The sequence below is a fragment of the Pseudomonas migulae genome (assembly GCF_043225285.1).
GTDB classification, from domain to species: domain Bacteria; phylum Pseudomonadota; class Gammaproteobacteria; order Pseudomonadales; family Pseudomonadaceae; genus Aquipseudomonas; species Aquipseudomonas migulae_C.
This window is the reverse complement of the sequence record NZ_CP171224.1, coordinates 2,714,502-2,733,818: the sequence shown is the minus strand read 5'-3', so window position 1 is coordinate 2,733,818 and position 19,317 is coordinate 2,714,502. Positions and strand designations below refer to the sequence as shown.

18 protein-coding genes and 1 pseudogene are annotated in these 19,317 nt (G+C 61.7%); 9 read left to right on the top strand and 10 right to left on the bottom strand.

Annotated features, from left to right (window positions below):
- Positions 1 to 35 precede the first annotated feature (35 nt).
- From hflK (ACF6ZU_RS12635) to cfaB, 5 genes are all read left to right on the top strand, one after another.
- Entirely contained in the window at positions 36 to 1,994 is a 1,959-nt protein-coding gene (gene hflK / locus ACF6ZU_RS12635) for a protease modulator HflK (protein WP_392892845.1), read from the top strand.
- Positions 1,991 to 3,031, top strand: coding sequence for a protease modulator HflC (hflC, locus tag ACF6ZU_RS12630; protein ID WP_392892843.1), 1,041 nt, complete (start codon positions 1,991 to 1,993; stop codon positions 3,029 to 3,031). Before hflK (ACF6ZU_RS12635) ends, hflC begins: the two co-directional genes overlap by 4 nt.
- Complete coding sequence (gene hflK, locus ACF6ZU_RS12625) at positions 3,028 to 4,086, top strand: protease modulator HflK (RefSeq protein ID WP_392892842.1); 1,059 nt, start codon at positions 3,028 to 3,030, stop codon at positions 4,084 to 4,086. Before hflC ends, hflK (ACF6ZU_RS12625) begins: the two co-directional genes overlap by 4 nt.
- Positions 4,083 to 5,993 carry a heavy metal translocating P-type ATPase gene (locus tag ACF6ZU_RS12620; RefSeq protein WP_392892840.1) on the top strand — a complete coding sequence of 637 codons (1,911 nt, stop codon included), beginning with the start codon at positions 4,083 to 4,085 and terminating at the stop codon, positions 5,991 to 5,993. Before hflK (ACF6ZU_RS12625) ends, ACF6ZU_RS12620 begins: the two co-directional genes overlap by 4 nt.
- 188 nt (positions 5,994 to 6,181) lie before the next feature.
- A complete protein-coding gene (gene cfaB / locus ACF6ZU_RS12615) occupies positions 6,182 to 7,366 on the top strand; it encodes a C17 cyclopropane fatty acid synthase CfaB (protein WP_392892839.1) in 1,185 nt (394 codons plus the stop codon).
- Here cfaB and cls read toward each other — a convergent pair.
- Both cls and ACF6ZU_RS12605 read right to left on the bottom strand, forming a co-directional pair.
- Entirely contained in the window at positions 7,363 to 8,802 is a 1,440-nt protein-coding gene (cls, locus tag ACF6ZU_RS12610) for a cardiolipin synthase (protein ID WP_392892837.1), read from the bottom strand. The genes cfaB and cls overlap by 4 nt on opposite strands.
- 23 nt (positions 8,803 to 8,825) lie before the next feature.
- Positions 8,826 to 8,894: pseudogene (locus ACF6ZU_RS12605) on the bottom strand (hypothetical protein); the annotation flags it as partial.
- Positions 8,895 to 8,933: 39 nt separating this feature from the next.
- Between ACF6ZU_RS12605 and ACF6ZU_RS12600 the strand changes: the two are divergent.
- Positions 8,934 to 9,455, top strand: coding sequence for a DUF3617 domain-containing protein (locus ACF6ZU_RS12600; RefSeq protein WP_392892834.1), 522 nt, complete (start codon positions 8,934 to 8,936; stop codon positions 9,453 to 9,455).
- A 65-nt stretch (positions 9,456 to 9,520) separates the two neighbouring features.
- On the opposite strand, the gene ACF6ZU_RS12595 is transcribed toward ACF6ZU_RS12600, so the two are convergent.
- The 7 genes from ACF6ZU_RS12595 to folE2 are packed head-to-tail and all read right to left on the bottom strand — an operon-like array spanning position 9,521 to position 15,655.
- The gene (locus tag ACF6ZU_RS12595) at positions 9,521 to 10,426 is read right to left on the bottom strand and encodes a His/Gly/Thr/Pro-type tRNA ligase C-terminal domain-containing protein (protein WP_392892832.1); all 906 of its coding nucleotides are present in this window, start codon (positions 10,424 to 10,426) and stop codon (positions 9,521 to 9,523) included.
- A 17-nt stretch (positions 10,427 to 10,443) separates the two neighbouring features.
- A complete protein-coding gene (locus tag ACF6ZU_RS12590; protein ID WP_392892830.1) occupies positions 10,444 to 11,781 on the bottom strand; it encodes a dihydroorotase in 1,338 nt (445 codons plus the stop codon).
- A 2-nt stretch (positions 11,782 to 11,783) separates the two neighbouring features.
- Positions 11,784 to 12,344, bottom strand: a complete 561-nt coding sequence (locus ACF6ZU_RS12585) for a carbonate dehydratase (RefSeq protein ID WP_392892828.1) — start codon at positions 12,342 to 12,344, stop codon at positions 11,784 to 11,786.
- Complete coding sequence (locus ACF6ZU_RS12580) at positions 12,341 to 13,216, bottom strand: metal ABC transporter substrate-binding protein (protein WP_392892826.1); 876 nt, start codon at positions 13,214 to 13,216, stop codon at positions 12,341 to 12,343. Before ACF6ZU_RS12580 ends, ACF6ZU_RS12585 begins: the two co-directional genes overlap by 4 nt.
- Before the next feature lie 11 nt (positions 13,217 to 13,227).
- Entirely contained in the window at positions 13,228 to 14,094 is an 867-nt protein-coding gene (locus ACF6ZU_RS12575; RefSeq protein WP_392892823.1) for a metal ABC transporter permease, read from the bottom strand.
- Positions 14,094 to 14,762, bottom strand: a complete 669-nt coding sequence (locus ACF6ZU_RS12570) for a metal ABC transporter ATP-binding protein (RefSeq protein ID WP_392892821.1) — start codon at positions 14,760 to 14,762, stop codon at positions 14,094 to 14,096. The genes ACF6ZU_RS12575 and ACF6ZU_RS12570 overlap by 1 nt, the downstream gene beginning before the upstream one ends.
- A complete protein-coding gene (gene folE2, locus ACF6ZU_RS12565; protein ID WP_392892819.1) occupies positions 14,759 to 15,655 on the bottom strand; it encodes a GTP cyclohydrolase FolE2 in 897 nt (298 codons plus the stop codon). The genes ACF6ZU_RS12570 and folE2 overlap by 4 nt, the downstream gene beginning before the upstream one ends.
- Positions 15,656 to 15,740: 85 nt before the next feature.
- Here folE2 and ACF6ZU_RS12560 point away from each other — a divergent pair, with 85 nt between their 5' ends.
- On the top strand, positions 15,741 to 16,937 hold the full coding sequence (locus ACF6ZU_RS12560; protein WP_392892817.1) for an N-acetylmuramoyl-L-alanine amidase: 1,197 nt from the start codon (positions 15,741 to 15,743) through the stop codon (positions 16,935 to 16,937).
- Here ACF6ZU_RS12560 and ACF6ZU_RS12555 read toward each other — a convergent pair.
- Entirely contained in the window at positions 16,934 to 17,311 is a 378-nt protein-coding gene (locus ACF6ZU_RS12555) for a glutamine synthetase (RefSeq protein WP_392892815.1), read from the bottom strand. The genes ACF6ZU_RS12560 and ACF6ZU_RS12555 overlap by 4 nt on opposite strands.
- A gap of 143 nt (positions 17,312 to 17,454) precedes the next feature.
- On the opposite strand from ACF6ZU_RS12555, the gene zigA reads away from it, so the two are divergent.
- Together zigA and ACF6ZU_RS12545 are read left to right on the top strand one after the other, a co-directional pair.
- Positions 17,455 to 18,663, top strand: coding sequence for a zinc metallochaperone GTPase ZigA (gene zigA, locus ACF6ZU_RS12550; protein WP_392892813.1), 1,209 nt, complete (start codon positions 17,455 to 17,457; stop codon positions 18,661 to 18,663).
- Positions 18,663 to 19,313, top strand: a complete 651-nt coding sequence (locus ACF6ZU_RS12545; protein WP_392892811.1) for a DUF1826 domain-containing protein — start codon at positions 18,663 to 18,665, stop codon at positions 19,311 to 19,313. Before zigA ends, ACF6ZU_RS12545 begins: the two co-directional genes overlap by 1 nt.
- Positions 19,314 to 19,317 lie beyond the last annotated feature (4 nt).

Sequence of the window (19,317 nt, the reverse complement as noted above, 5' to 3'; positions counted from 1 at the left end):
AATTGCCACGTGAGCAAAGAAGACACTGGGGTGGTATGCAAGTCGATCTCGAAATTGAGGGAGCTGCCGTAGCCGGGCTGCCACGCTTCCAGCAAGCCGTCTTTCAGGGGCGGCGATTGCGCCAGTTGGCGATTGGCCTCGGCGTGCTGGCGTTATCAGGCCTGGTGCTGGGGTTTTTAGTCGGGTTGTTTGCGCCGCTGTCCCTCTGGCCAGCGCTGCTCAGCAATCTGAGCGCCGCGCTGCTGGTGCTGATTGCCGGGCTGCAATCGGCAGGGTGGGTGACGCAATGGCGCGTAAGGGCGATGAGCCCTACCGCGGTACCCGAAGCAGTGGTGGTGGCTGAGGCCCCGGTTGGCTGGTATGAACAGCTGCTCGAAAGAATCAGCCAGCGATGGTCCCGGACGCTGGTGCAGATTGGCGCGCCGACGCTATGGCTTGGCGGTTGGGCAGTGCTGGCGCTGTTCAGCGTCGAGCAGGCGTGGAACCTCGCTTTGCCCGCCGCCGCCCTGGGCTTTTCGGCCAATGTAGGCGCGGCATTGTTGTTGCTGCTGGCGTTCGGTTTGCTGGTGCTGGAGCGACAACTCGCTCAGGAAAACCCGGCGCAATGGCCTGAAGCGGGGTCGTTGGCGCAGCTGACGCGCGTGGTCATCGTCAGTTTCGTGTTGAGCGCGCTGTGCCTGTTGTTCGGTAGCGAAACGTCGGTCTGGCCGGTGCGCCTGGCGGTATTGATCGGGCTGCTGCCGGGATTGGTCGCGGTCGAACTGTTGCTGCGTGCCGTGCTGTCCTTGTTCAGTCCTCGCCGCGAACAACTCGAGCCGACGCTGCTGGCCCGCAGCTTCATCGCCGATCTGCTGCGCTGGCCGCCGCAACCATTGCTGGCGCTGCAACACGAACTGCATAACCGATTCGGCATCGATCTGCGGCAGATTTGGGCCTTCACCTACATGCGTCGGGCGTTTGTTCCGGTGCTGGCGGTGGTGGTGATAGTCGGCTGGTCGCTGACCGGCATTCACGAAATACCGCTGCAAGGGCGCGGCATCTACGAGCGTTTCGGTAAACCGGTGGAGGTGTTCGGCCCCGGTTTGCATGCAGGTTTGCCGTGGCCGTTGGGCCGGGTGTTGAGTGTCGAGAACGGTGTGGTCCACGAATTGGCCACCAGCGTCGGCGAAGTGTCCGCGCCGATCACACCGGAACCGGCTGAAGGTCCGGCGCCGGCGATAGCCAACCGTTTGTGGGACGCCAGCCATGTGAACGACAAGTCCCAGGTGATCGCCAGCAGCCGTGCCGACAAACAGAGCTTTCAGATCGTCAACATGGACGTGCGTTTCGTCTACCGCATCGGCCTGACGGATCAGGCGGCACTGGCCGCGACCTACAACAGCGCTGACGTTCCGACGCTGATCCGCAGCACCGCCAGCCGGATTCTGGTCCACGACTTCGCTTCGCGAACCCTCGACGGTTTGCTCGGCGAAGACCGGGTAGGGCTCGCCGAAGAAATTGGCAAGGCCGTGCAAGCGGATCTGCAAACACTCGACAGCGGCGTGGAAATTCTCGCCACCGTTGTCGAAGCGATTCACCCACCGGCCGGCGCGGCCAACGCCTATCACGGCGTGCAAGCAGCGCAGATCGGAGCGCAGGCGTTGATCTCGCGCGAACGCGGCGCCGCGGCAGAGGCGACCAATCAGGCGCAATTGCAAGCCAGCATCGCCCGCGATCAGGCGACGGCCAACGCGCGTGAAATCAATGCGGCTGCGCAAGCGGCAGGCCTGAAATTCAGCGCCGAGCAAAAAGCCTACGCCAGCGCCGGCCAGGCCTTTGTGCTGGAGCAGTATTTCAGCCAGCTGTCCCAAGGCCTGACTAACGCCAAATTGCTGGTAATCGATCATCGTCTGGGCGGCAGCAGCAACGCGCCGACCATCGACCTCCGTACGTTCACGCTGCCGGCTGACCCCGCGCCGTCGCGTCAAACCGCTCAGCCAGGAGCTGCCAAATGAGCCAGTCGCACACTCACGATCATGCTGACCACACCGGGCACGATCACGGCCATGGCGGGCACCATCACGGGCATCACCATCATCACCATGGCGACCCGCAAGAGGCCGGCCCATTCCCGTGGCGTCGCATGGGTTGGGCAGCGTTGCTAGTAGCATTCGCCATCGCCGCCGCGAGCCTGGTGCAAGTGCGCTCGGGCGAGGCGACGGTGATTACCCGTTTCGGCAATCCATCTCGGGTGTTGCTGGAACCCGGACTGGGGTGGCGATGGCCCGCACCGTTTGAAGCGGCGATCCCGGTTGATTTGCGTCTGCGCACGACGTCGAGCGGTTTGCAGGATGTCGGCACGCGCGACGGTTTGCGCATCATCGTTCAGGCCTACGTGGCGTGGCAGGTCCAGGGTGATCCGGACAATGTGCAGCGCTTCATGCGTGCCGTGCAGAATCAGCCCGATGAAGCCGCGCGGCAGATTCGCACCTTCGTGGGTTCGGCGCTGGAAACCACGGCCAGCAGTTTTGACCTGGCCAATCTGGTGAACACCGATGCCAACCAGGTGCACATCGCTGACTTCGAAGCGCAGCTGCGTCAGCAAATCGACCAACAATTGCTGACCACCTACGGCGTTCGTGTGCTGCAAGTCGGCATCGAGCGTTTGACCTTGCCGTCGGTAACCCTGACCGCCACGGTCGACCGCATGCGTGCCGAGCGTGAAACAATTGCCACCGAACGCACCGCGATCGGTAAACGCGAAGCGGCGCAAATTCGCTCTGGCGCCGAACGGGATGCACGCATCGTCCAGGCCGATGCCACGGTAAAAGCCGCCGATATCGAAGCCCAATCCCGCGTCGAAGCCGCACAGATTTACGGACGCGCTTATGCCGGCTCGCCGCAGCTGTACAACCTGCTGCGCTCTCTCGACACCTTGGGCACCATCGTTACGCCGGGAACCAAACTGATTCTGCGCACCGACGCGGCGCCGTTCCGTGTCTTGGTCGACGGTCCGCCGACCCTCGAAAGCAAAGCCGGGTCGCAGCCATGAGTTTGGTTCCACGTGGAACAAATGAATTAAGCAGCCCCTGGATTCAAGCCGGGCGTCTGGCTTTTATTGCCCTGTATGCGGTCACCGTATTGGCCGCGTTGGCGTGGGCATTTTCCAATGTTCGGCAAATCGATCCGCAGAGTCGCGCGGTGGTGCTGCACTTTGGCGCGCTGGATCGCATTCAGAATGCCGGTCTGTTGCTGGCATGGCCACGTCCATTTGAGCAGGTGATTTTGTTGCCGGCGGCTGAACGAGTGATCGAGCGGCGGGTGGAAAATCTGCTGCGTAGCGATGCGGCTTTGCAGGCTGATCGGGTGGCCACATTCGCCACGCCGCTCAGCGATGCACTCGCCGGTTCCGGTTATTTGCTGACCGGTGACGCCGGCGTCGTGCAACTGGACGTGCGGGTGTTTTACAAAGTCACTGAACCCTATGCGTTCGTCCTGCAGGGTGAGCATGTGCTGCCGGCACTGGATCGCCTGGTGACGCGCAGTGCCCTGGCACTCACCGCCGCCCGTGACCTGGACACCATCCTGGTGGCGCGACCGGAGCTGATCGGCGCGGACAGCCAGGCGGCCGAACGGCGTGAGCGCCTGCGCGGTGATCTGGTGCAGGGCATCAATCAACGGCTCGCCGAGTTGACTGCAACCGGGCAGGGGCTGGGGATCGAAGTGGCCCGTGTCGACGTGCAATCGAGTTTGCCGGGGCCGGCGGTCAACGCCTTCAACGCGGTTTTGACCGCCAGTCAGCAAGCCGATAAGGCGGTGGCAAACGCCCGCACCGAAGCCGAGAAACTCACGCAAACCGCCAACGAACAAGCCGATCGCACCTTGCAGGTCGCTCACGCGCAAGCGAGTGAACGGCTGGCCAAAGCCTCTGCCGACACCGCCACCGTGTTGAGCCTGGCCAAGGCGCAACAACAAGGCACTGACCCGCAGATGCTGCTGCGCATTTACCGTGAGCGCATGCCGAAAATTCTCGGGCAGGCGGGCTCGGTGACCACGGTCAATCCGAAAGATGATTCCCGCCTGATCATTCAGGGAGCTGCACAATGACCTCGTCAACCGCCGCCGCACCGAGCCTGTTGTCCTCGGCCGAACAACGCAGCGCCGCCCGTCAACTGACCTTGGCCATGCTCGCCTTGGGTTTGTTGGCGCTCGGTTTGATCTGGCGCTGGGTGTCGCCGGAGCAGACCGGTGTCAGTCAATTGCTCTTGGGTGTTGCCTCGTTGCTGGTCGCCGTGCCGGTGATGCGTTCGGCCTGGTACAGCCTGCGTTATCCGAGCCTGCACGGGATCACCGATCAACTGATCGCCCTGGCCATGCTTGGCGCCTGGGCGACCGGCGACCTGCTGACCGCCGCGTTGCTGCCGATCATCATGATCTTCGGCCATGTGCTGGAAGAGCGCAGCGTGATCGGTTCGCAGGAGGCGATTCATGCGCTGGGCAAATTGACGCGCAGCCACGCGCGCAAGGTTCAGGCCGATGGGTCCATCCTCGAGGTGGACAACGGCACCCTCAAGGCCGGCGACCAGGTGGAAGTCCGCGCCGGGGATCGGGTGCCGGCCGATGGCCGCGTGCTCTCCGGTCAGGCGAGTCTCGACACCGCTTCGATCACCGGCGAGTCGGTGCCGGTGGAGGCGGGCGTGGGCATGTCGGTGTTTGGCGGGGCGATCAACCTCGACGGCTTGTTGCGTATTGAAGTGACGCGTACGGGCAGCGAATCGACCCTCGGCAAAGTCATCGCGCTGATGCAAAGCGCCGAACGTTCCAAGCCGCCAATCACCCGACTGCTGGAACGTTACGCCGGCAGTTACATGGTGCTGGTGTTGTTGCTGGCCGCCGTCACCTGGTTTGTCACCAACGATGCGCAGGCGATGCTCGCGGTGTTGGTGGCAGCCTGTCCGTGTGCGCTGGTGTTGTCGGCGCCGGCCACGGCGATTGCCGGGGTGGCCGTGGCGGCTCGCCACGGGATTCTGATTCGCAGCTCGGCGTTTCTCGAAGAACTGGCGGACCTGACCTCGCTGGTGGTCGACAAGACCGGCACGCTGACCTTCGGCACCTTGCGCCTGCAATCCATCGACAGCCCGCTGGAAGACCGCAGTCATGTGCTGAAACTCGCCGCCAGCCTCGGTTCCGCCAGCAGCCATCCGGTCAGTCGCGCGCTCGCCGGTCTGGTCACGCAGGAACATGTTCTGCTGCTCTCGGACATCCACGAGCGCCAGGGCCTCGGTGTGGTGGCGATGACGGAGCAGGGCGAAGCGGCCCTCGGTCGTCCAGAGTTGTTCGCCCATCTGGGGATTGCCACTTCGGCAGTTCCCGACCATGACGGCCCGATTGCCGGGCTTTCCCTTAACGGCGAATTTCTCGCCTGGCTGTTGCTGGCGGACAGCGTCAAACCCGAAGCGCGGTTCGCCCTGGAGGAGTTGCGCGACCTTGGTCTGGGTCGGCAATTGTTGCTCACGGGCGATCGCCAGAGCGTCGCGGACACCTTGGCCAGGGACGTCGGGATTCGCGACGTCGAAGCCCAGGCGTTGCCCGAAGACAAGCTCAATCGCGTGCTCAAGGAAATCGGCAGCGGCTTTCGGCCGATGGTGGTCGGGGATGGCATCAACGATTCGCTGGCGCTCAAGGCGGGCGTGGTCGGCGTCGCCATGGGCGCGGGCGGGGCCGACATTGCCCTGGCGTCGGCCGACATCGTGCTGATCGGCAGCGACTTGCGTCGCCTCGGCACCTGCGTGCGTCTGAGCCGGCAATGCCGCAGCACGTTGCAAGTGAACGTGATCATCGGTCTGGGCTGGACGCTGGCGATTGTCGCCTTCGCTGCATTCGGCTGGCTCGGTGCAGCCGGGGCGATGATTGCCGCGTTGCTGCATAACCTGAGTACCTTGCTGGTGCTCGGTAACGCCGGACGATTGCTGCGGTTTCAGGAGCCGTTGCTCAAGTTGAAAGATGAGATTTGAGGGGTTCAACTTTTCAGAACTGTGCGCCGAATTTGCAGTCACCTAGGGAAGGGTGATCACTTCTGTGAGTTTGCGGCGGGTGATTTCCACGCCGCGGTTCATAGAAAAGGGCTATGAAATCGATAGCCTGCTATTTTTCAAGGATGGTCTAACCTCACATCAGACGTCTGAAACAAGGGGGATATTCCATGCTCGCGCAACTTCCACCGGCCTTACAGAATCTGCAGCTACCGCTTCGCCTGCGACTCTGGGACGGCCATGAATTCAATCTGGGGCCGACGCCCAGCGTCACGATTGTGGTCAAGGACCCACAAATGGTCACTCAGTTCACGCACCCAAGCCTGGACGCGCTCGGAGCAGCGTTCGTCGAAGGCAAACTGGAGCTGGAAGGCTCCATCAGCGACGTGATCCGCGTGGTGGATGAATGGAGCCAGGCGTTGCTGGGCGACATGGACAGCCAGCCGGTGCGCACCGTTCACGACAAGGAAACCGACGCCGAAGCGATTTCCTATCACTACGACCTTTCCAACGCGTTTTATCAACTGTGGCTCGACAGCGACATGGCGTATTCCTGCGCCTATTTCGAGACCGGTAGCGAAACCCTGGAACAGGCCCAGCAAGCCAAATTCCGTCATCTATGCCGCAAGCTACGTCTGCAACCGGGGGATTATCTGCTGGATGTAGGTTGCGGATGGGGCGGTCTGGCCCGTTATGCCGCGCGTGAGTTTGGCGCCAAGGTGTTCGGCATTACCCTCAGCAAGGAGCAATTGGCGCTGGCCCGTGAACGAGTGACCGAAGAAGGCCTGGACGATCTGGTGGAACTGCAACTGCTCGACTACCGCGATCTGCCCCAGGACGGTCGCTTCGACAAGGTGGTGAGTGTCGGCATGTTCGAGCACGTCGGCCACGCGAACCTCGCCGAGTACTGCCAAACCTTGTTCGGCGCGGTGAAGGAGGGCGGCCTGGTGATGAACCACGGGATCACCGCCAAGCACACCGATGGCCGTCCGGTGGGGCGCGGTGCCGGTGATTTCATCGAGAAGTACGTGTTCCCCAACGGCGAGCTGCCGCATCTGGCGATGATTTCTGCGGAGATCAGCGAAGCGGGGCTGGAGATCGTCGACGTCGAAAGTCTGCGCCTGCATTACGCGCGCACCCTGGATCACTGGAGTGAACGCCTGGAAGACAATCTGGAGGCCGCCGGCAAACTGGTGCCTGAGCAGGCGCTGCGGATTTGGCGGCTGTACCTGGCGGGTTGCGCCTACGCGTTCGCCAAGGGCTGGATCAACCTGCACCAGATCCTCGCGGTGAAGGCCCATCCCGATGGCAGCCATGAACTGCCCTGGACCCGCGACGACATCTACACCCCTTAAAGTATCGGAGAAATAAGCCGGGCGACCCGCATGCCGACCTGTTGCAGGCGGTGGGTCTCCCTGCTTTCTTCTTTGGCCACTTCATGAGCCTGGGCGAAATCGTCGGTGAGCATCTGCTCCACTTCGCCGGCAAATTTGCTGTCGACGGTCAGCAACATCACTTCGAAGTTCAGCCGGAATGAGCGGTTATCCAGATTGGCGCTGCCGATGGCGCTGATTTCGCTGTCGATCAACACCACTTTCTGATGCAGGAAACCGGGTTCATAGCGGAACACCCGTACGCCGGCGCGCACCGCTTCGAAGGCATACAGGCTGGACGCGGCATAGACGATGCGATGATCCGGTCGTGAAGGCAGCAGCAACCGCACATCCACACCGCGCAAGACCGCCAGCCTCAGGGCGGCGAACACCGCCTCGTCGGGGATGAAATAGGGGCTGGTGATCCACACGCGTTCGGTCGCCGCGTGGATGGCTTCAACAAAGAAAAGTGAGCAGGTTTCGTAGGAATCGGCCGGACCGCTGGCCAGCAATTGGCAGAGCACACCGTCGTCCGGGTACACCTCCGGCAGTATCAGCGGGGGCAGCGAACGCGCCGCCCAGAACCAGTCTTCGGCGAAGGATTCCTGCATGCAGGCCACCACCGGCCCACGAACCCGCACGTGGGTATCACGCCACGGTGCGAGGGGTGGTTTCTCGCCCATGTATTCGTCACCCACGTTGTGCCCGCCGACGAAGCCCAGCACGCCGTCGACCACGACGATCTTGCGGTGGTTACGGAAGTTGACCTGGAAGCGGTTGAGCCAGCCGCTGCGCGTCGCGAAGGCTTTGACCTCGACGCCGGCATCGCGCAAAGGCTGCACGTAACTGTGGGGCAGGGAGTGGCTGCCGATGCGGTCGTACAGTAGATAAACAGCGACGCCTTCAGCAGCTTTTTTCAACAGCAAGGTTTGCAGGCGTTGGCCGAGGCGGTCGTCGTGGATGATGAAGAATTGAATCAGCACCGCCTCTTTCGCGTGGCTGATGGCGTCGAAAATCGCCTCGAAAGTCGCCTGGCCGTTGATCAGCAAGCTGACTTCGTTGTTCGCCAGGCACGGCATCCGTCCTAGCTTCGGCATCGCTCTCAGCGAGTCGTAAGCGTTGGAGGCGCGTGCAGTCAGCGCTTCTTCCACCCAGGGGCGCCAGTTCAATTCGGAGACGGCCTTGCGCATTTCCTCGTTGGCCTGCCGTCGCGCCTTGATGTAACCATCGAAAGTGCTGCGGCCGAAGACCAGGTACGGGATAAGTGTGAGGTAAGGAATGAACAACAACGACAGGGCCCAGGCGATCGAGCCCTGGGCGGTCCGAACGGTCAAAACGGCATGGATCGCGGCGATCAGCCCTAACGAGTGCGCCAGCGCGATCAGATAACCGAAAATATGCGGTCCAAAATAATCCATGGGGCAGCCTTGCTCCTGAAGATTCAATGCTTAACAGACCATGTTCCGTGCAGAATGTCGCTATTTAATTGGCCCATGAACCGAAGCCCGTGGCTGACGTCTAACGGCCACTACTGATCAGGAGTTACACGATGAACGTTCGTCTGTTGGGTTTGGCCGTGGCTTTTGGTTTGGCACTTCCTGTGGCCGCTCAGGCGCAGATGCTGCAGCCAGGCTTGTGGGAACTGACCTCGAGCAACATGAAGGTCGATGACCAGAACCTGCCGGATCTGCAATTGATCCTGGGCCAGATTCAAAGCCAGATGACCCCTGAACAGCGCGCACAGCTGGAGAAGCAGGGCATCACCATGGGCGGCAAAGGCATTCGCGCCTGCCTGACGCCGGAGCAGGTGAAGACCGACAACATTCCGCTGACCGACCCGCAGTCGGGCTGCAAGCAGGAGATCACCGAACGCACCGGCAACCAGTGGAAATTCCGCTTCAGCTGTCCGAAAGCGCAGGGTGCGGGCGTGGCGACTTTCCTCAGTGATCGCGAGTTCACCACCAAGGTGAACGGCACGTTCAACGCTACCGGCATTCAGCAGAAGGGTAGCCTGGATACTCGTGCGGTGTGGTTGGGGCAGGATTGCGGGACTGTTAAACCAAGAGCTTAAAAGCTTCGCGGGCAGGCTCCACCCATATCCAATGTGGGAGCGAGCCTGCTCGCGATGGCGTCCTCTCAGACCCCCGCAATCCCAGTCGATCGAAGCCAATCACACACCACATCAACCGCCATCCTGCCAAAGTCCTCCCCGGTGCGGCTGCGCACACTGACAAACCCGCCCGCTTGTTCCTTCTCCCCGATCACCACCAGATAAGGCACTTGCTGACTGTGCTCGCGAATCTTGTGGCGGACCTTCTCGTTACGCAGATCCGCGCGAGCGCGCACGCCGCCTCTGCGCAACGTCTCGGTCACTGACTGCGCGTATCCCGCCTGCCGGTCATCCATGCTGACGACCATGACGTGCGGTGGCACCCGCCAGTCGTCCAGTTCCTGCTGGCAGGACCAACAGGTGCCGTAGATGCGCTGAGGCGAAGTGCCGCTGATGTGCTCGAGTGCGAAGGCCTGCAACACGCGGGTGGCGGGTGCATGTGGACCCATCGACACACACTCGAAGTCGCCGAGGAGGTAGGGCGTCAGCTTTTCCTGATAGGCCGATGGCGTGGAGGGTTCGCGGCGGCGGATCGAATGGTTGGTCGCTGCGAGCGTTTTCATCCGCGCTTCGATGCCGGCAAGGTCGACCAGGTTCAAAGGTCGCTCGAACGCAAACTCATAAAAGAAGCCATCCCCCAGCGTCGAGCCGTTCTGCAATTGCGTTTTCGGATAGAGCTGTTTCACGGCCATCGCCAGCATCAGGGCACAGGAGCGCCGCAGGATTTCCAGCCCATCGGGCTCCTGCGGCGTGACGAGGCTGACCCGGGCATCACGTTCGAGCATGTACTCGCAGTCCACCAACACGCCATCGACCCGGCCCGCGACTGCCGCTTTGGCCAGCCCGGGGCTGATACTCGCGGCGAGCTCGTACACCGACAACGGTTGGTCGTATTCACGCAATGAACCATCGCTCAGGGTGATGTGGATCATGTCGGTGCTCTCGAGTGCTAGCGCATAAACCGTAGAGGTAAACCCTGGCAGTTGTCATTAAGACATTTGTCACGCCATGCGATTTGTCCGGACACCAGCGTGGTGCTCACGCTATGGCGAAAGCGTCGACGGGCAAAAGGCGTCCAGCCGCATTGCGACAGGATCGGTTCCTGAGACACGGCAGCGCCGTCAGGCTCGGGTCTGATCAGCACCAGGTCCGCCCAATAACCTTCGCGCAGATAACCCCGGTCGGGAATGGCGAACAGATCGGCGACACGGTGACTGGTCTTGGCCACGAGCGTAGTGATCGGCAGCACGCCATCCGCCACCAATTCCAGCAGCGCGGGGAGGGCGTGTTGCACCAGCGGTAAGCCGGACGGTGCCTGACTGTAAGGACGTTGCTTTTCAGCCCTGGTGTGCGGCGCGTGATCGCTGCCGATGACGTCCAGGCGATCGCTGAGCAAGGCGTGTCGCAAGGCATCGCGGTCGGCCTGGGACTTGATTGCCGGGTTGCATTTGATCTGGTTGCCGAGGTCCGCGTAATCGCGATCATCGAAGAGCAAGTGATGCAGACAGACTTCGGCGGTGATGCGTTTCTGGGCCAGCGGCTTGTCTTCGAACAACGCCAGTTCCCGCGCGGTGGTCAGGTGCAGAACATGAAGACGCGTGCCGTGACGCCTGGCCAGATCCACGGCCAATGAGGACGAGCGAAAACACGCGCCGGCATTACGGATCAGCGGATGGGCCGAGGGCGGAATGTGTTCGCCGAATAGCGCTTTCAGGTTCGCCGCATTGGCTTCGATACTCGGTGTGTGTTCGCAGTGGGCCAGCAGAATCGTCGGCACTTCGGCGAATAGCCGCTCGAGAATCCTCGGGTCGTCCACCAGCATGTTGCCCGTGGACGCCCCCATGAACACTTTTACCCCGGCCACTTCGCAGGGATTGAGGCCGGCGACGGTGTCGAGGTTGTCGTTGCTGACGCCGAAGTGAAAGCCGTAGTTGGCCACGGAATTGATCGCCGCCCGACGCTTCTTGTCGGCGAGTTCGGCGAGGCTCAAGGTCGCCGGGCGGGTGTTCGGCATGTCCATGAAACTGGTGATGCCACCGGCCACCGCGGCTCTGGACTCGGTGTAGAAACTGCCCTTGTCGGGCGCACCGGGATCGCGGAAGTGCACCTGGTCGTCGATCATTCCAGGCACCAGCCATTGCCCGTCGGCATCGATTTCAACGGCCGCATTTTCGCCTTCGATGCTGCGGGCGATCTTGACGATACGGCCGTGGCTGACCAACAGATCACCGTCAAACTCACGTCCTTCATTCACCAGTCGGGCATTGCGAATCAGCACGGTGCTCATGGTCAGAACTCGTTTTGCAGGGCTTTGTAGCCGCGTACCAGATCGACGTTGGTGCGCGCCACGTCCTCGGAAAATTCCGAGGCGCTGACGCTCACCGGCGGGAACTGCGACAGGTCGGTGTTGGGTCCGATGCGGGTGGTGGAGGGCACGTAGAAGTCGGCAGGCAAGTCGCGCCCGTCGACCACCGAGTTGTGTCGTACCACGCTGCCGTCACCGACGGCGCAGTTGAACAGCACGCTGTTGAAACCGATGAACACCCGATCGCCGACAGCGCACGGACCATGAACGATGGAGCGGTGGGCGATCGAACTGAACTCGCCGATGGTCACTGCCGCGCCGGACTTGGAGTGAATCACCACGCCGTCCTGGATGTTCGAGTTGGCGCCGATGGTGATCGGCTCCATCTCGCCCGTAGCGTCCACCTCGTCGGCGCGAATCACGGCGTAGGGGCCGACGAACACGTTTTCGCCGATCACCACTTTGCCGCAGATGATCGCGGTCTTGTCGACGTACGCCGACTCGGCAATCACCGGCAAATCACCTGAGGGATTCTTGCGGATCATGGCTTGCTCAATGCCTCGTACAGGGTGTTGAGGTTGTATTTGAACAGGCCGGCAAATGTGCTGGCCGGACCGGTTGCGGCGAGCGCATCGGAGTACAAGGTGCCGCCGATGTGTGCACCGCTTTCATCGGCAATCTGCTTGAGCAGGCGCGCGTCCTTGATGTTTTCCATGAACACCGCTTTGACCTTGGCCTGGCGGATCTGGGTGATCAGCGCAGCCACTTCGGCGGCGGAAGGTTCGCGCTCGGTGGACAGCCCTTGCGGCGCCAGGAAGTCGATGCCGTAGGCCTGACCGAGATAACCGAAGGCGTCATGGGACGTCACGATCTTGCGGTTGCCCGGTGGCAGGGAACCGAGCTTGGCCTTGGCTTCGGCGAGCAGGGCGTAGATCTGTTTCAGGTAGGCCTGGCTGTTGCGTTCGTAGTCTTTTTTGTTCGCCGGGTCGGCGGCGATCAGTGCCTTGGTGATGTTGCTGATGTACAGCTCGGTGTTCGCCAGATTGTGCCAGGCGTGCGGGTCGGGAACGGTCTCGCCGTCCTCATCCAGCGAGCGTGGGATGACGCCGTGGCTGGCGCTGATGACTGGGGCTTTGGTTTCGGTGCTGGTCACCAGGCGGTCCAGCCATGGCTCGAAACCCAGGCCGTTTTTGATGATCAGCTTGGCTTTCAGTAAAGCCTTGGCGTCATCCGGCGTTGGCTCGTAGGTGTGGGCATCGGCGTCCGGCCCGACCATGTTGGTGATCTGGATATGGTCGCCGCCGACCTGATGGGTCATGTCGGCAAGGATGCTGAAACTGGTGACCACCTGAAGTTTCTCAGCGGCGGACAGCGACATCGATAGCATCAAACTGAACAGCACGAGTAAAGCGCGCATCGGGCAACACCTCATTGGGATGTGAGCAAAGGCGGGCGGCGCAGCAAACCGTGCACCGGACCGAATACCACGGACAGCAAGTACAAACCGCCAGCCACCAGCACAATTGCCGGGCCGCTGGGCAGCGAGTAGTAGAACGACAGCAGCAAGCCGAGCCATACCGAGAGGCAGCCGAGCAGGGCGGCGATGACCATCAACACGGGCAGGCGACGACTCCAGAAACGTGAGGCGGCAGCGGGCAACATCATCAAACCGACCACCATCAAAGCGCCGATGGCTTGGAAACCGATCACCAGGTTCAGCACCACCAAGGTGAGAAATACGCCGTGTGCCAGAGGTCCGAGGCGGCTGACGGTTTGCAGAAAGAGTGGGTCGAGGGTGTCGAGCAACAGCGGTTTGTAGATGAACGCCATGGCGATCAGGCTGAACCCCGAGACCCACAACATGCCGGTCAAGGTCGGGCCATCGACCGCCAGTGCCGAACCAAAAAGCAGGTGCAGCAGGTCCAGGCGTTTGCCGGCGATGCCAAGGATCAACACGCCACTGGCGAGGGAAATCGGGTAGATCGCGGCGAGGCTTGCATCCTCCCGCAGGCCGGTGCGGCGGGTGATCCATGCTGCGAGTCCGGCCATGCTGAGGCCGGCGCCGAGCCCGCCGAGAGTCAACGCCGGAAGACTCAAACCGGCAAACCAGAAGCCGAGCGCTGCACCGGGCAGGATGCCGTGAGCGACCGCATCGCCGATCAGGCTCATGCGTCGCAGGATCAGAAATACGCCGAGTGGCGCCGTGCTGCACGCCAATACCAATCCGCCCAGCAGGGCCCGGCGCATGAACACGAACTCGTGGAACGGTTGCCAAAGTTGCGTGGCGGCGAGCATCAGGCCACCTGCGTTTGTGGTTGTTGGCGGATCAGATCGATGCTCGGGCCGAGCACGCAGCCACTGCTTTTGATCAGCAGCGTTTGCGGAATGTGTTGGCGAACGGCGGCCAGGTCATGACAGACCACCACGAGGGTTCGCCCTTCCGCGCGCCAGGCGTGGATGTGCTTCCACAGCAATTCCTGGCCGAGTTCGTCGAGGGCGGCATGGGGTTCGTCGAGCAACAGAAGCGGCGCTTCTGCGAGGCTCAAACGGGCGAGCAGGGCGCGTTGCAATTCGCCACCGGAGAGGGCCATCAACGGGCGCTGTTCCAGGCCCGTCAGGCACCAGTTTTCCAGCACGGCTTTCAGCCGTTGGTGACGGACCTCGGGTGATTGCTTGGTGCCCCAGAATCCAGCCGCCACCAACTCTTGCAGGCTGATGGGGAATTGCCGGTCGAGGTGTTGTTGCTGGGGGAGAAACGAGAGGGAACCTTTGCGTGGAACATCCAGCATCACTTTGCCAGTCAGCGGCTTTTGCAGTCCGGCGATGACCTTCAACAAACTGCTTTTGCCCGATCCATTGGCACCGATGACGGCGGTGAGGCTGCCCTTGGGCAATTCAAAATCCACGGGCGGCGTGAGCGGCCGTCCGGGGGCGCCCCAACGCAACGCCTGGCAACGGATCATGCGGCCTCCCAGTTCCATCGACTTTCGGCGACGGCGTCGTGGGCGTGCAGGCTTTCCGCGTGGACGACTTTCAAGTGAAAAGCGTTGATGCCAGGAGAGCGCTTCAGGGCCAGATTCAAGCGTCGCGCAGCGTCTTCACAGAACATCAGGTTCTGCCCGTTGGCCAAGGCGAAGGCTTGTTCGTCAGCACGCTTCACGGCGGTTTGCACGGCGGTTCCGAGCGCGGCTTCGGCGTCGTTGATCAGCGCAATCAGCGGCAGGTCATCCAGATAGTCGTCGAGACGAAGCTTCAACTGTGCATGGCTGCGCTGACTATGAGGTGTCGCGACGATACCTTTTGTGGAACCCAACCAAGCCAATACATCGGCGTGTTGCAGTGACTGGTTGGCGAAGTCGTTGACGAATTGTTGCTGAATCAACTGCCGGGACAACGCTGCTGAGCAGGGGCACGTAGAGGAATAAGGCACGTCTATTTTTAGTTCCACGTGGAACATTGCGTTTTTCAAACGCGCTTCAATGCTGACGGGATAGGTTTTCCAACCGGACAGCGGGCTGATCAGCGCTGGCCGTTTGAGCAATAAGTCCGCGTGAATATTCAGGTAAGCGCTGTTGGACAGACCTTCATGGGTATCAAGAAACCGCTGCAACACGCGCCGCAATAGCGAGGGTGTCAGTGTTTCCTGCTCCAGCAATTCCAGCGCCAGATACAACCGCGACATATGAATCCCACGCGCGTCTCCATCGTCGAGGCTGACGCCGGCATCGGCCTTCGCGCTCAAGCGCTGGCCATCGAAAAAAACGGGAAGTGCAATGCCGCACATGCCCACCCATTCAAGTGGCAGGGCTTGGCGTGAGGCCTGCGCGGCGATATCCGGCAGAGTCAGCGCATTCATGAGCAGGTCCATCGTGGAAGTCGGTTCGACATGTTATGTTATTACATTAAAATCGACTACGCCTTTTTCACGAGCGGCTTTCAAAATGCACAGACGTCACTTGCTCAACCTGATCCTGGCCAGCGCGGCCTTCGCACTGCCCTTTGGTGTGAGTGCCACGCAAATTCGCAACGCGCGGCTCTGGCGTTCGGATGACAAGTTGCGGCTGGTGTTCGACCTGAGCGGGCCGGTGCAGTACAAAACCTTTTCCCTGAGTGCGCCTGAGCGGCTGATCATTGACCTGAGCGGCGCCAACCTCAGTGGCGATTTCAGTCAGCTGGCCCTCGGCAACACGGTGATTCGCTCGATCCGCTCCGGGCACTTCGGCCAGGGCGATACGCGGATCGTCCTCGACCTCAGCGGCCCGGTGCAGCTCAACAGCTTTCTGTTGCCGCCACAGGACGGGCAAGGTCATCGGCTGGTGCTTGATCTGAAAACTGTCGTGCCACTGCAGATCGCAGCCGCGCCCGAAGCGCCGGTCGACAAGGCTCATCCCAAGCGCGACATCATCGTGGTGGTCGATCCAGGCCACGGCGGCAAAGACCCCGGCGCGGTCGGCGCCAAAGGCGAACGGGAGAAAGATGTGGTGCTGTCCATCGCGCAGCTGTTGGCCAAACGGCTGAAGCGGGAGAAGGGCTTCGACGTGAAACTGGTGCGCAACGACGACTTCTTCGTGCCGCTGCGCAAGCGCGTGGAAATCGCCCGCAAGCACAACGCCGACATGTTCATCTCGGTCCACGCCGATGCAGCGCCGCGCCTGACGGCTTCAGGTGCGTCGGTGTATTGCTTGTCTGAAGGGGGCGCGACGTCGGCCACTGCGCGCTTCATGGCGCAGCGAGAGAACGGCGCGGACCTGTTGGGCGCTACCAGCCTGCTCAATCTCAAGGACAAGGACCCGATGCTCGCCGGGGTGATTCTCGACATGTCGATGAACGCCACGATCGCCGCCAGCCTGCAGTTGGGCAACACCGTGCTCGGCAGCCTGGCGGGTATTACCACGCTGCATCAGAAGCGCGTGGAACAGGCCGGATTCGCCGTGTTGAAGTCGCCCGACGTGCCATCGATCCTGGTGGAAACCGGCTTCATTTCCAATGCCCGTGACAGTCAGCGGCTTGTGACTGCGCGACACCAGCAAGCGGTGGCTGACGGTTTGTTCGAAGGCTTGCAGCGCTACTTTCAGAAAAATCCGCCACTCAACAGTTACCTCGCCTGGCAGCAGGAACAGAAAAAATCGCAGGCCTAGCAACCGGTGATTCGGCTACAGGTGAACTTGGCGCTGCTGCCACCGGAGCTGGAAAACCGATTGAGGGTGGTCCAGCCCACCCGACGGTTATAGCCAACCCAGGCTTCGCCGTCGGAAGCGATCCCGGTGAAAAACGTCAATTGCCCGTAGCGGCTATTGGTCTGCGCCCAATAGCGTTTACCCGCCCGTTCAAAGCCCCGCAAGTAGATCGTGCTGCCCACGGTGTTGACGCTGTAGGCATTGCCGTCGGCATCGACGCACGCCAGCAGGTTGGCGCTTCGGGTGCATTTGGCCAGGTTTGGCACCTGTGCCACGGCATCTACGGCGAGTAGCAGCGAAACGCTCAGCAGCGCCAGTTTCAGGGCAATACGCATGGGATTTCTCACGGACCGAACGGGCTCCAGCATCGTGCCCTTTGTCATTTGCGGCAAGAGGGGGGTGGCTTGAATGTATTGTTATACTGTAACGTAAAAATAAGCCCGACACTGCGACCGGGCATCCCTGTGAGGAACTCCTGATGCCCAATCGTCTCCCCGTGACCGTCCTGTCGGGCTTTCTCGGTGCCGGCAAAAGCACGCTGCTCAATTATGTGCTGCGTAACCGCGACAATCTTCGCGTCGCGGTAATCGTCAACGACATGAGCGAAATCAACATCGATGGCAGCGAAGTCCAGCGTGACGTCACCCTGAACCGCGCCGAAGAAAAACTCGTGGAAATGAGCAACGGCTGCATCTGCTGCACCTTGCGCGAAGACCTGCTCGACGAAGTCAGCCAGCTCGCCAAGGACGGCCGTTTCGATTACCTGCTGATCGAGTCGACCGGCATCTCCGAGCCACTGCCGGTTGCGGAAACCTTTACGTTCCGCGACGAAGCAGGGCAGAGCCTGGCCGACATCGCGCGGCTCGACACCATGGTCACCGTGGTCGATGGCATGAACTTCCTGCTCGATTATCAGGCCGCCGAAAGCCTCGCTTCCCGAGGCGAAACCCTGGGCGAAGAGGACGAGCGCTCGATCACCGATCTGTTGATCGAGCAGATCGAGTTCGCCGACGTGATCCTGATCAGCAAGATCGACCTGATCAGCAGCCGCGAGCGCGAGGAGTTGATCGCCATCCTCGAACGCCTGAATTCTCAGGCCGACATCATCCCGATGGTCATGGGTGAAGTCCCGCTGAACAAGATCCTCAACACCGGCCGATTCGATTTCGAAAAAGCCGCGCAAGCACCGGGCTGGCTGCAGGAACTGCGTGGCGAACACGTGCCGGAAACCGAGGAATACGGCATCGCGTCCACGGCTTATCGCGCGCGCCGCCCGTTCCATCCGCAGCGCTTTTTCAGCTTCATCGACCGCCCGTGGGTGAATGGAAAACTGCTGCGTTCCAAAGGCTTTTTCTGGCTGGCCAGCAAGCCGACGGATGCGGGGAGTTGGTCCCAGGCCGGCGGTTTGATGCGCCATGGTTTTGCCGGGCGCTGGTGGCGTTTCGTGCCGAAAAACCAGTGGCCGCAGGACGAAGAAAGCACCGCCGGGATCATGGAAAACTGGACCGCCGCCACCGGTGATTGCCGGCAGGAACTGGTCTTCATCGGCCAGAACATCGACTTCGCCCGACTCACCGCAGAGCTGGATGCTTGCCTGCTGACTGACGAAGAAATGGTTCCGGGGGCCGAGGGCTGGCGATTGCTGCCCGACCCGTTCGGCCCCTGGCATGAAGAGGCCGCTGCGTGATGCTGGCTCCGACCCTGAAATTACGTCCCGTCGTTTGCCAGGTCGAGGGCGAGACGCCGCAAACCCTCGCGCGGATTCTGGACGATGGCGTGAACCTCGCGATCTGGCAGCGCCGGCTGCCGGTACACATCGCCGACTTCGGCCGCTTGCTGTTGTCCCTGAACGAGCCACTGGCCGAGTCGCTGGTTCTGGAGCTGCCAGAGGATGACACCGAACCGAATCTGCACGGGCTGGCCTCGGGTTTCACCGATCTTGAAGGGTATGAAGGTTTTGTGGCCGATGTTTCCTGGCTGGTCAGTGCCTTCGCCTGTCTGCTGGGCGCCCGGCGCATCGGCGTGCGCCTGCGGGTGCTGGACAAGGCCATGTGCCCACGTTTCCACGTCGATCATGTGCCGGTGCGCCTGATCACCACCTATGCCGGTGTCGGCAGTCAGTGGCTGAAGGAAGGGGCGATGGACCGCCGTCTGTTGAGCCAGCCCGAAGCCGAACCCATGGCCGATTCACTGATCGAGCAGATCGGCAGCGGCGCCGTGGCACTGCTCAAGGGCGAGAAATGGCATGGCAACGAAGGCTTCGGCCTGATTCATCGTTCGCCGCAGCTCGCGCCGGGCGAGCGCCGCGTGATCCTGACCCTCGACTGGCTGGCCTGACGGC

What these genes read in the sequence shown, in the direction of transcription:
- hflK (WP_392892845.1), top strand. Translation starts at nt 36, where the DNA reads ATGCAAGTCGATCTCGAAATTGAGGGAGCTGCCGTAGCCGGGCTGCCA.
- hflC (WP_392892843.1), top strand. Translation starts at nt 1,991, where the DNA reads ATGAGCCAGTCGCACACTCACGATCATGCTGACCACACCGGGCACGAT.
- hflK (WP_392892842.1), top strand. Translation starts at nt 3,028, where the DNA reads ATGAGTTTGGTTCCACGTGGAACAAATGAATTAAGCAGCCCCTGGATT.
- ACF6ZU_RS12620 (WP_392892840.1), top strand. Translation starts at nt 4,083, where the DNA reads ATGACCTCGTCAACCGCCGCCGCACCGAGCCTGTTGTCCTCGGCCGAA.
- cfaB (WP_392892839.1), top strand. Translation starts at nt 6,182, where the DNA reads ATGCTCGCGCAACTTCCACCGGCCTTACAGAATCTGCAGCTACCGCTT.
- cls (WP_392892837.1), bottom strand. Translation starts at nt 8,802, where the DNA reads ATGGATTATTTTGGACCGCATATTTTCGGTTATCTGATCGCGCTGGCG.
- ACF6ZU_RS12600 (WP_392892834.1), top strand. Translation starts at nt 8,934, where the DNA reads ATGAACGTTCGTCTGTTGGGTTTGGCCGTGGCTTTTGGTTTGGCACTT.
- ACF6ZU_RS12595 (WP_392892832.1), bottom strand. Translation starts at nt 10,426, where the DNA reads ATGATCCACATCACCCTGAGCGATGGTTCATTGCGTGAATACGACCAA.
- ACF6ZU_RS12590 (WP_392892830.1), bottom strand. Translation starts at nt 11,781, where the DNA reads ATGAGCACCGTGCTGATTCGCAATGCCCGACTGGTGAATGAAGGACGT.
- ACF6ZU_RS12585 (WP_392892828.1), bottom strand. Translation starts at nt 12,344, where the DNA reads ATGATCCGCAAGAATCCCTCAGGTGATTTGCCGGTGATTGCCGAGTCG.
- ACF6ZU_RS12580 (WP_392892826.1), bottom strand. Translation starts at nt 13,216, where the DNA reads ATGCGCGCTTTACTCGTGCTGTTCAGTTTGATGCTATCGATGTCGCTG.
- ACF6ZU_RS12575 (WP_392892823.1), bottom strand. Translation starts at nt 14,094, where the DNA reads ATGCTCGCCGCCACGCAACTTTGGCAACCGTTCCACGAGTTCGTGTTC.
- ACF6ZU_RS12570 (WP_392892821.1), bottom strand. Translation starts at nt 14,762, where the DNA reads ATGATCCGTTGCCAGGCGTTGCGTTGGGGCGCCCCCGGACGGCCGCTC.
- folE2 (WP_392892819.1), bottom strand. Translation starts at nt 15,655, where the DNA reads ATGAATGCGCTGACTCTGCCGGATATCGCCGCGCAGGCCTCACGCCAA.
- ACF6ZU_RS12560 (WP_392892817.1), top strand. Translation starts at nt 15,741, where the DNA reads ATGCACAGACGTCACTTGCTCAACCTGATCCTGGCCAGCGCGGCCTTC.
- ACF6ZU_RS12555 (WP_392892815.1), bottom strand. Translation starts at nt 17,311, where the DNA reads ATGCGTATTGCCCTGAAACTGGCGCTGCTGAGCGTTTCGCTGCTACTC.
- zigA (WP_392892813.1), top strand. Translation starts at nt 17,455, where the DNA reads ATGCCCAATCGTCTCCCCGTGACCGTCCTGTCGGGCTTTCTCGGTGCC.
- ACF6ZU_RS12545 (WP_392892811.1), top strand. Translation starts at nt 18,663, where the DNA reads ATGCTGGCTCCGACCCTGAAATTACGTCCCGTCGTTTGCCAGGTCGAG.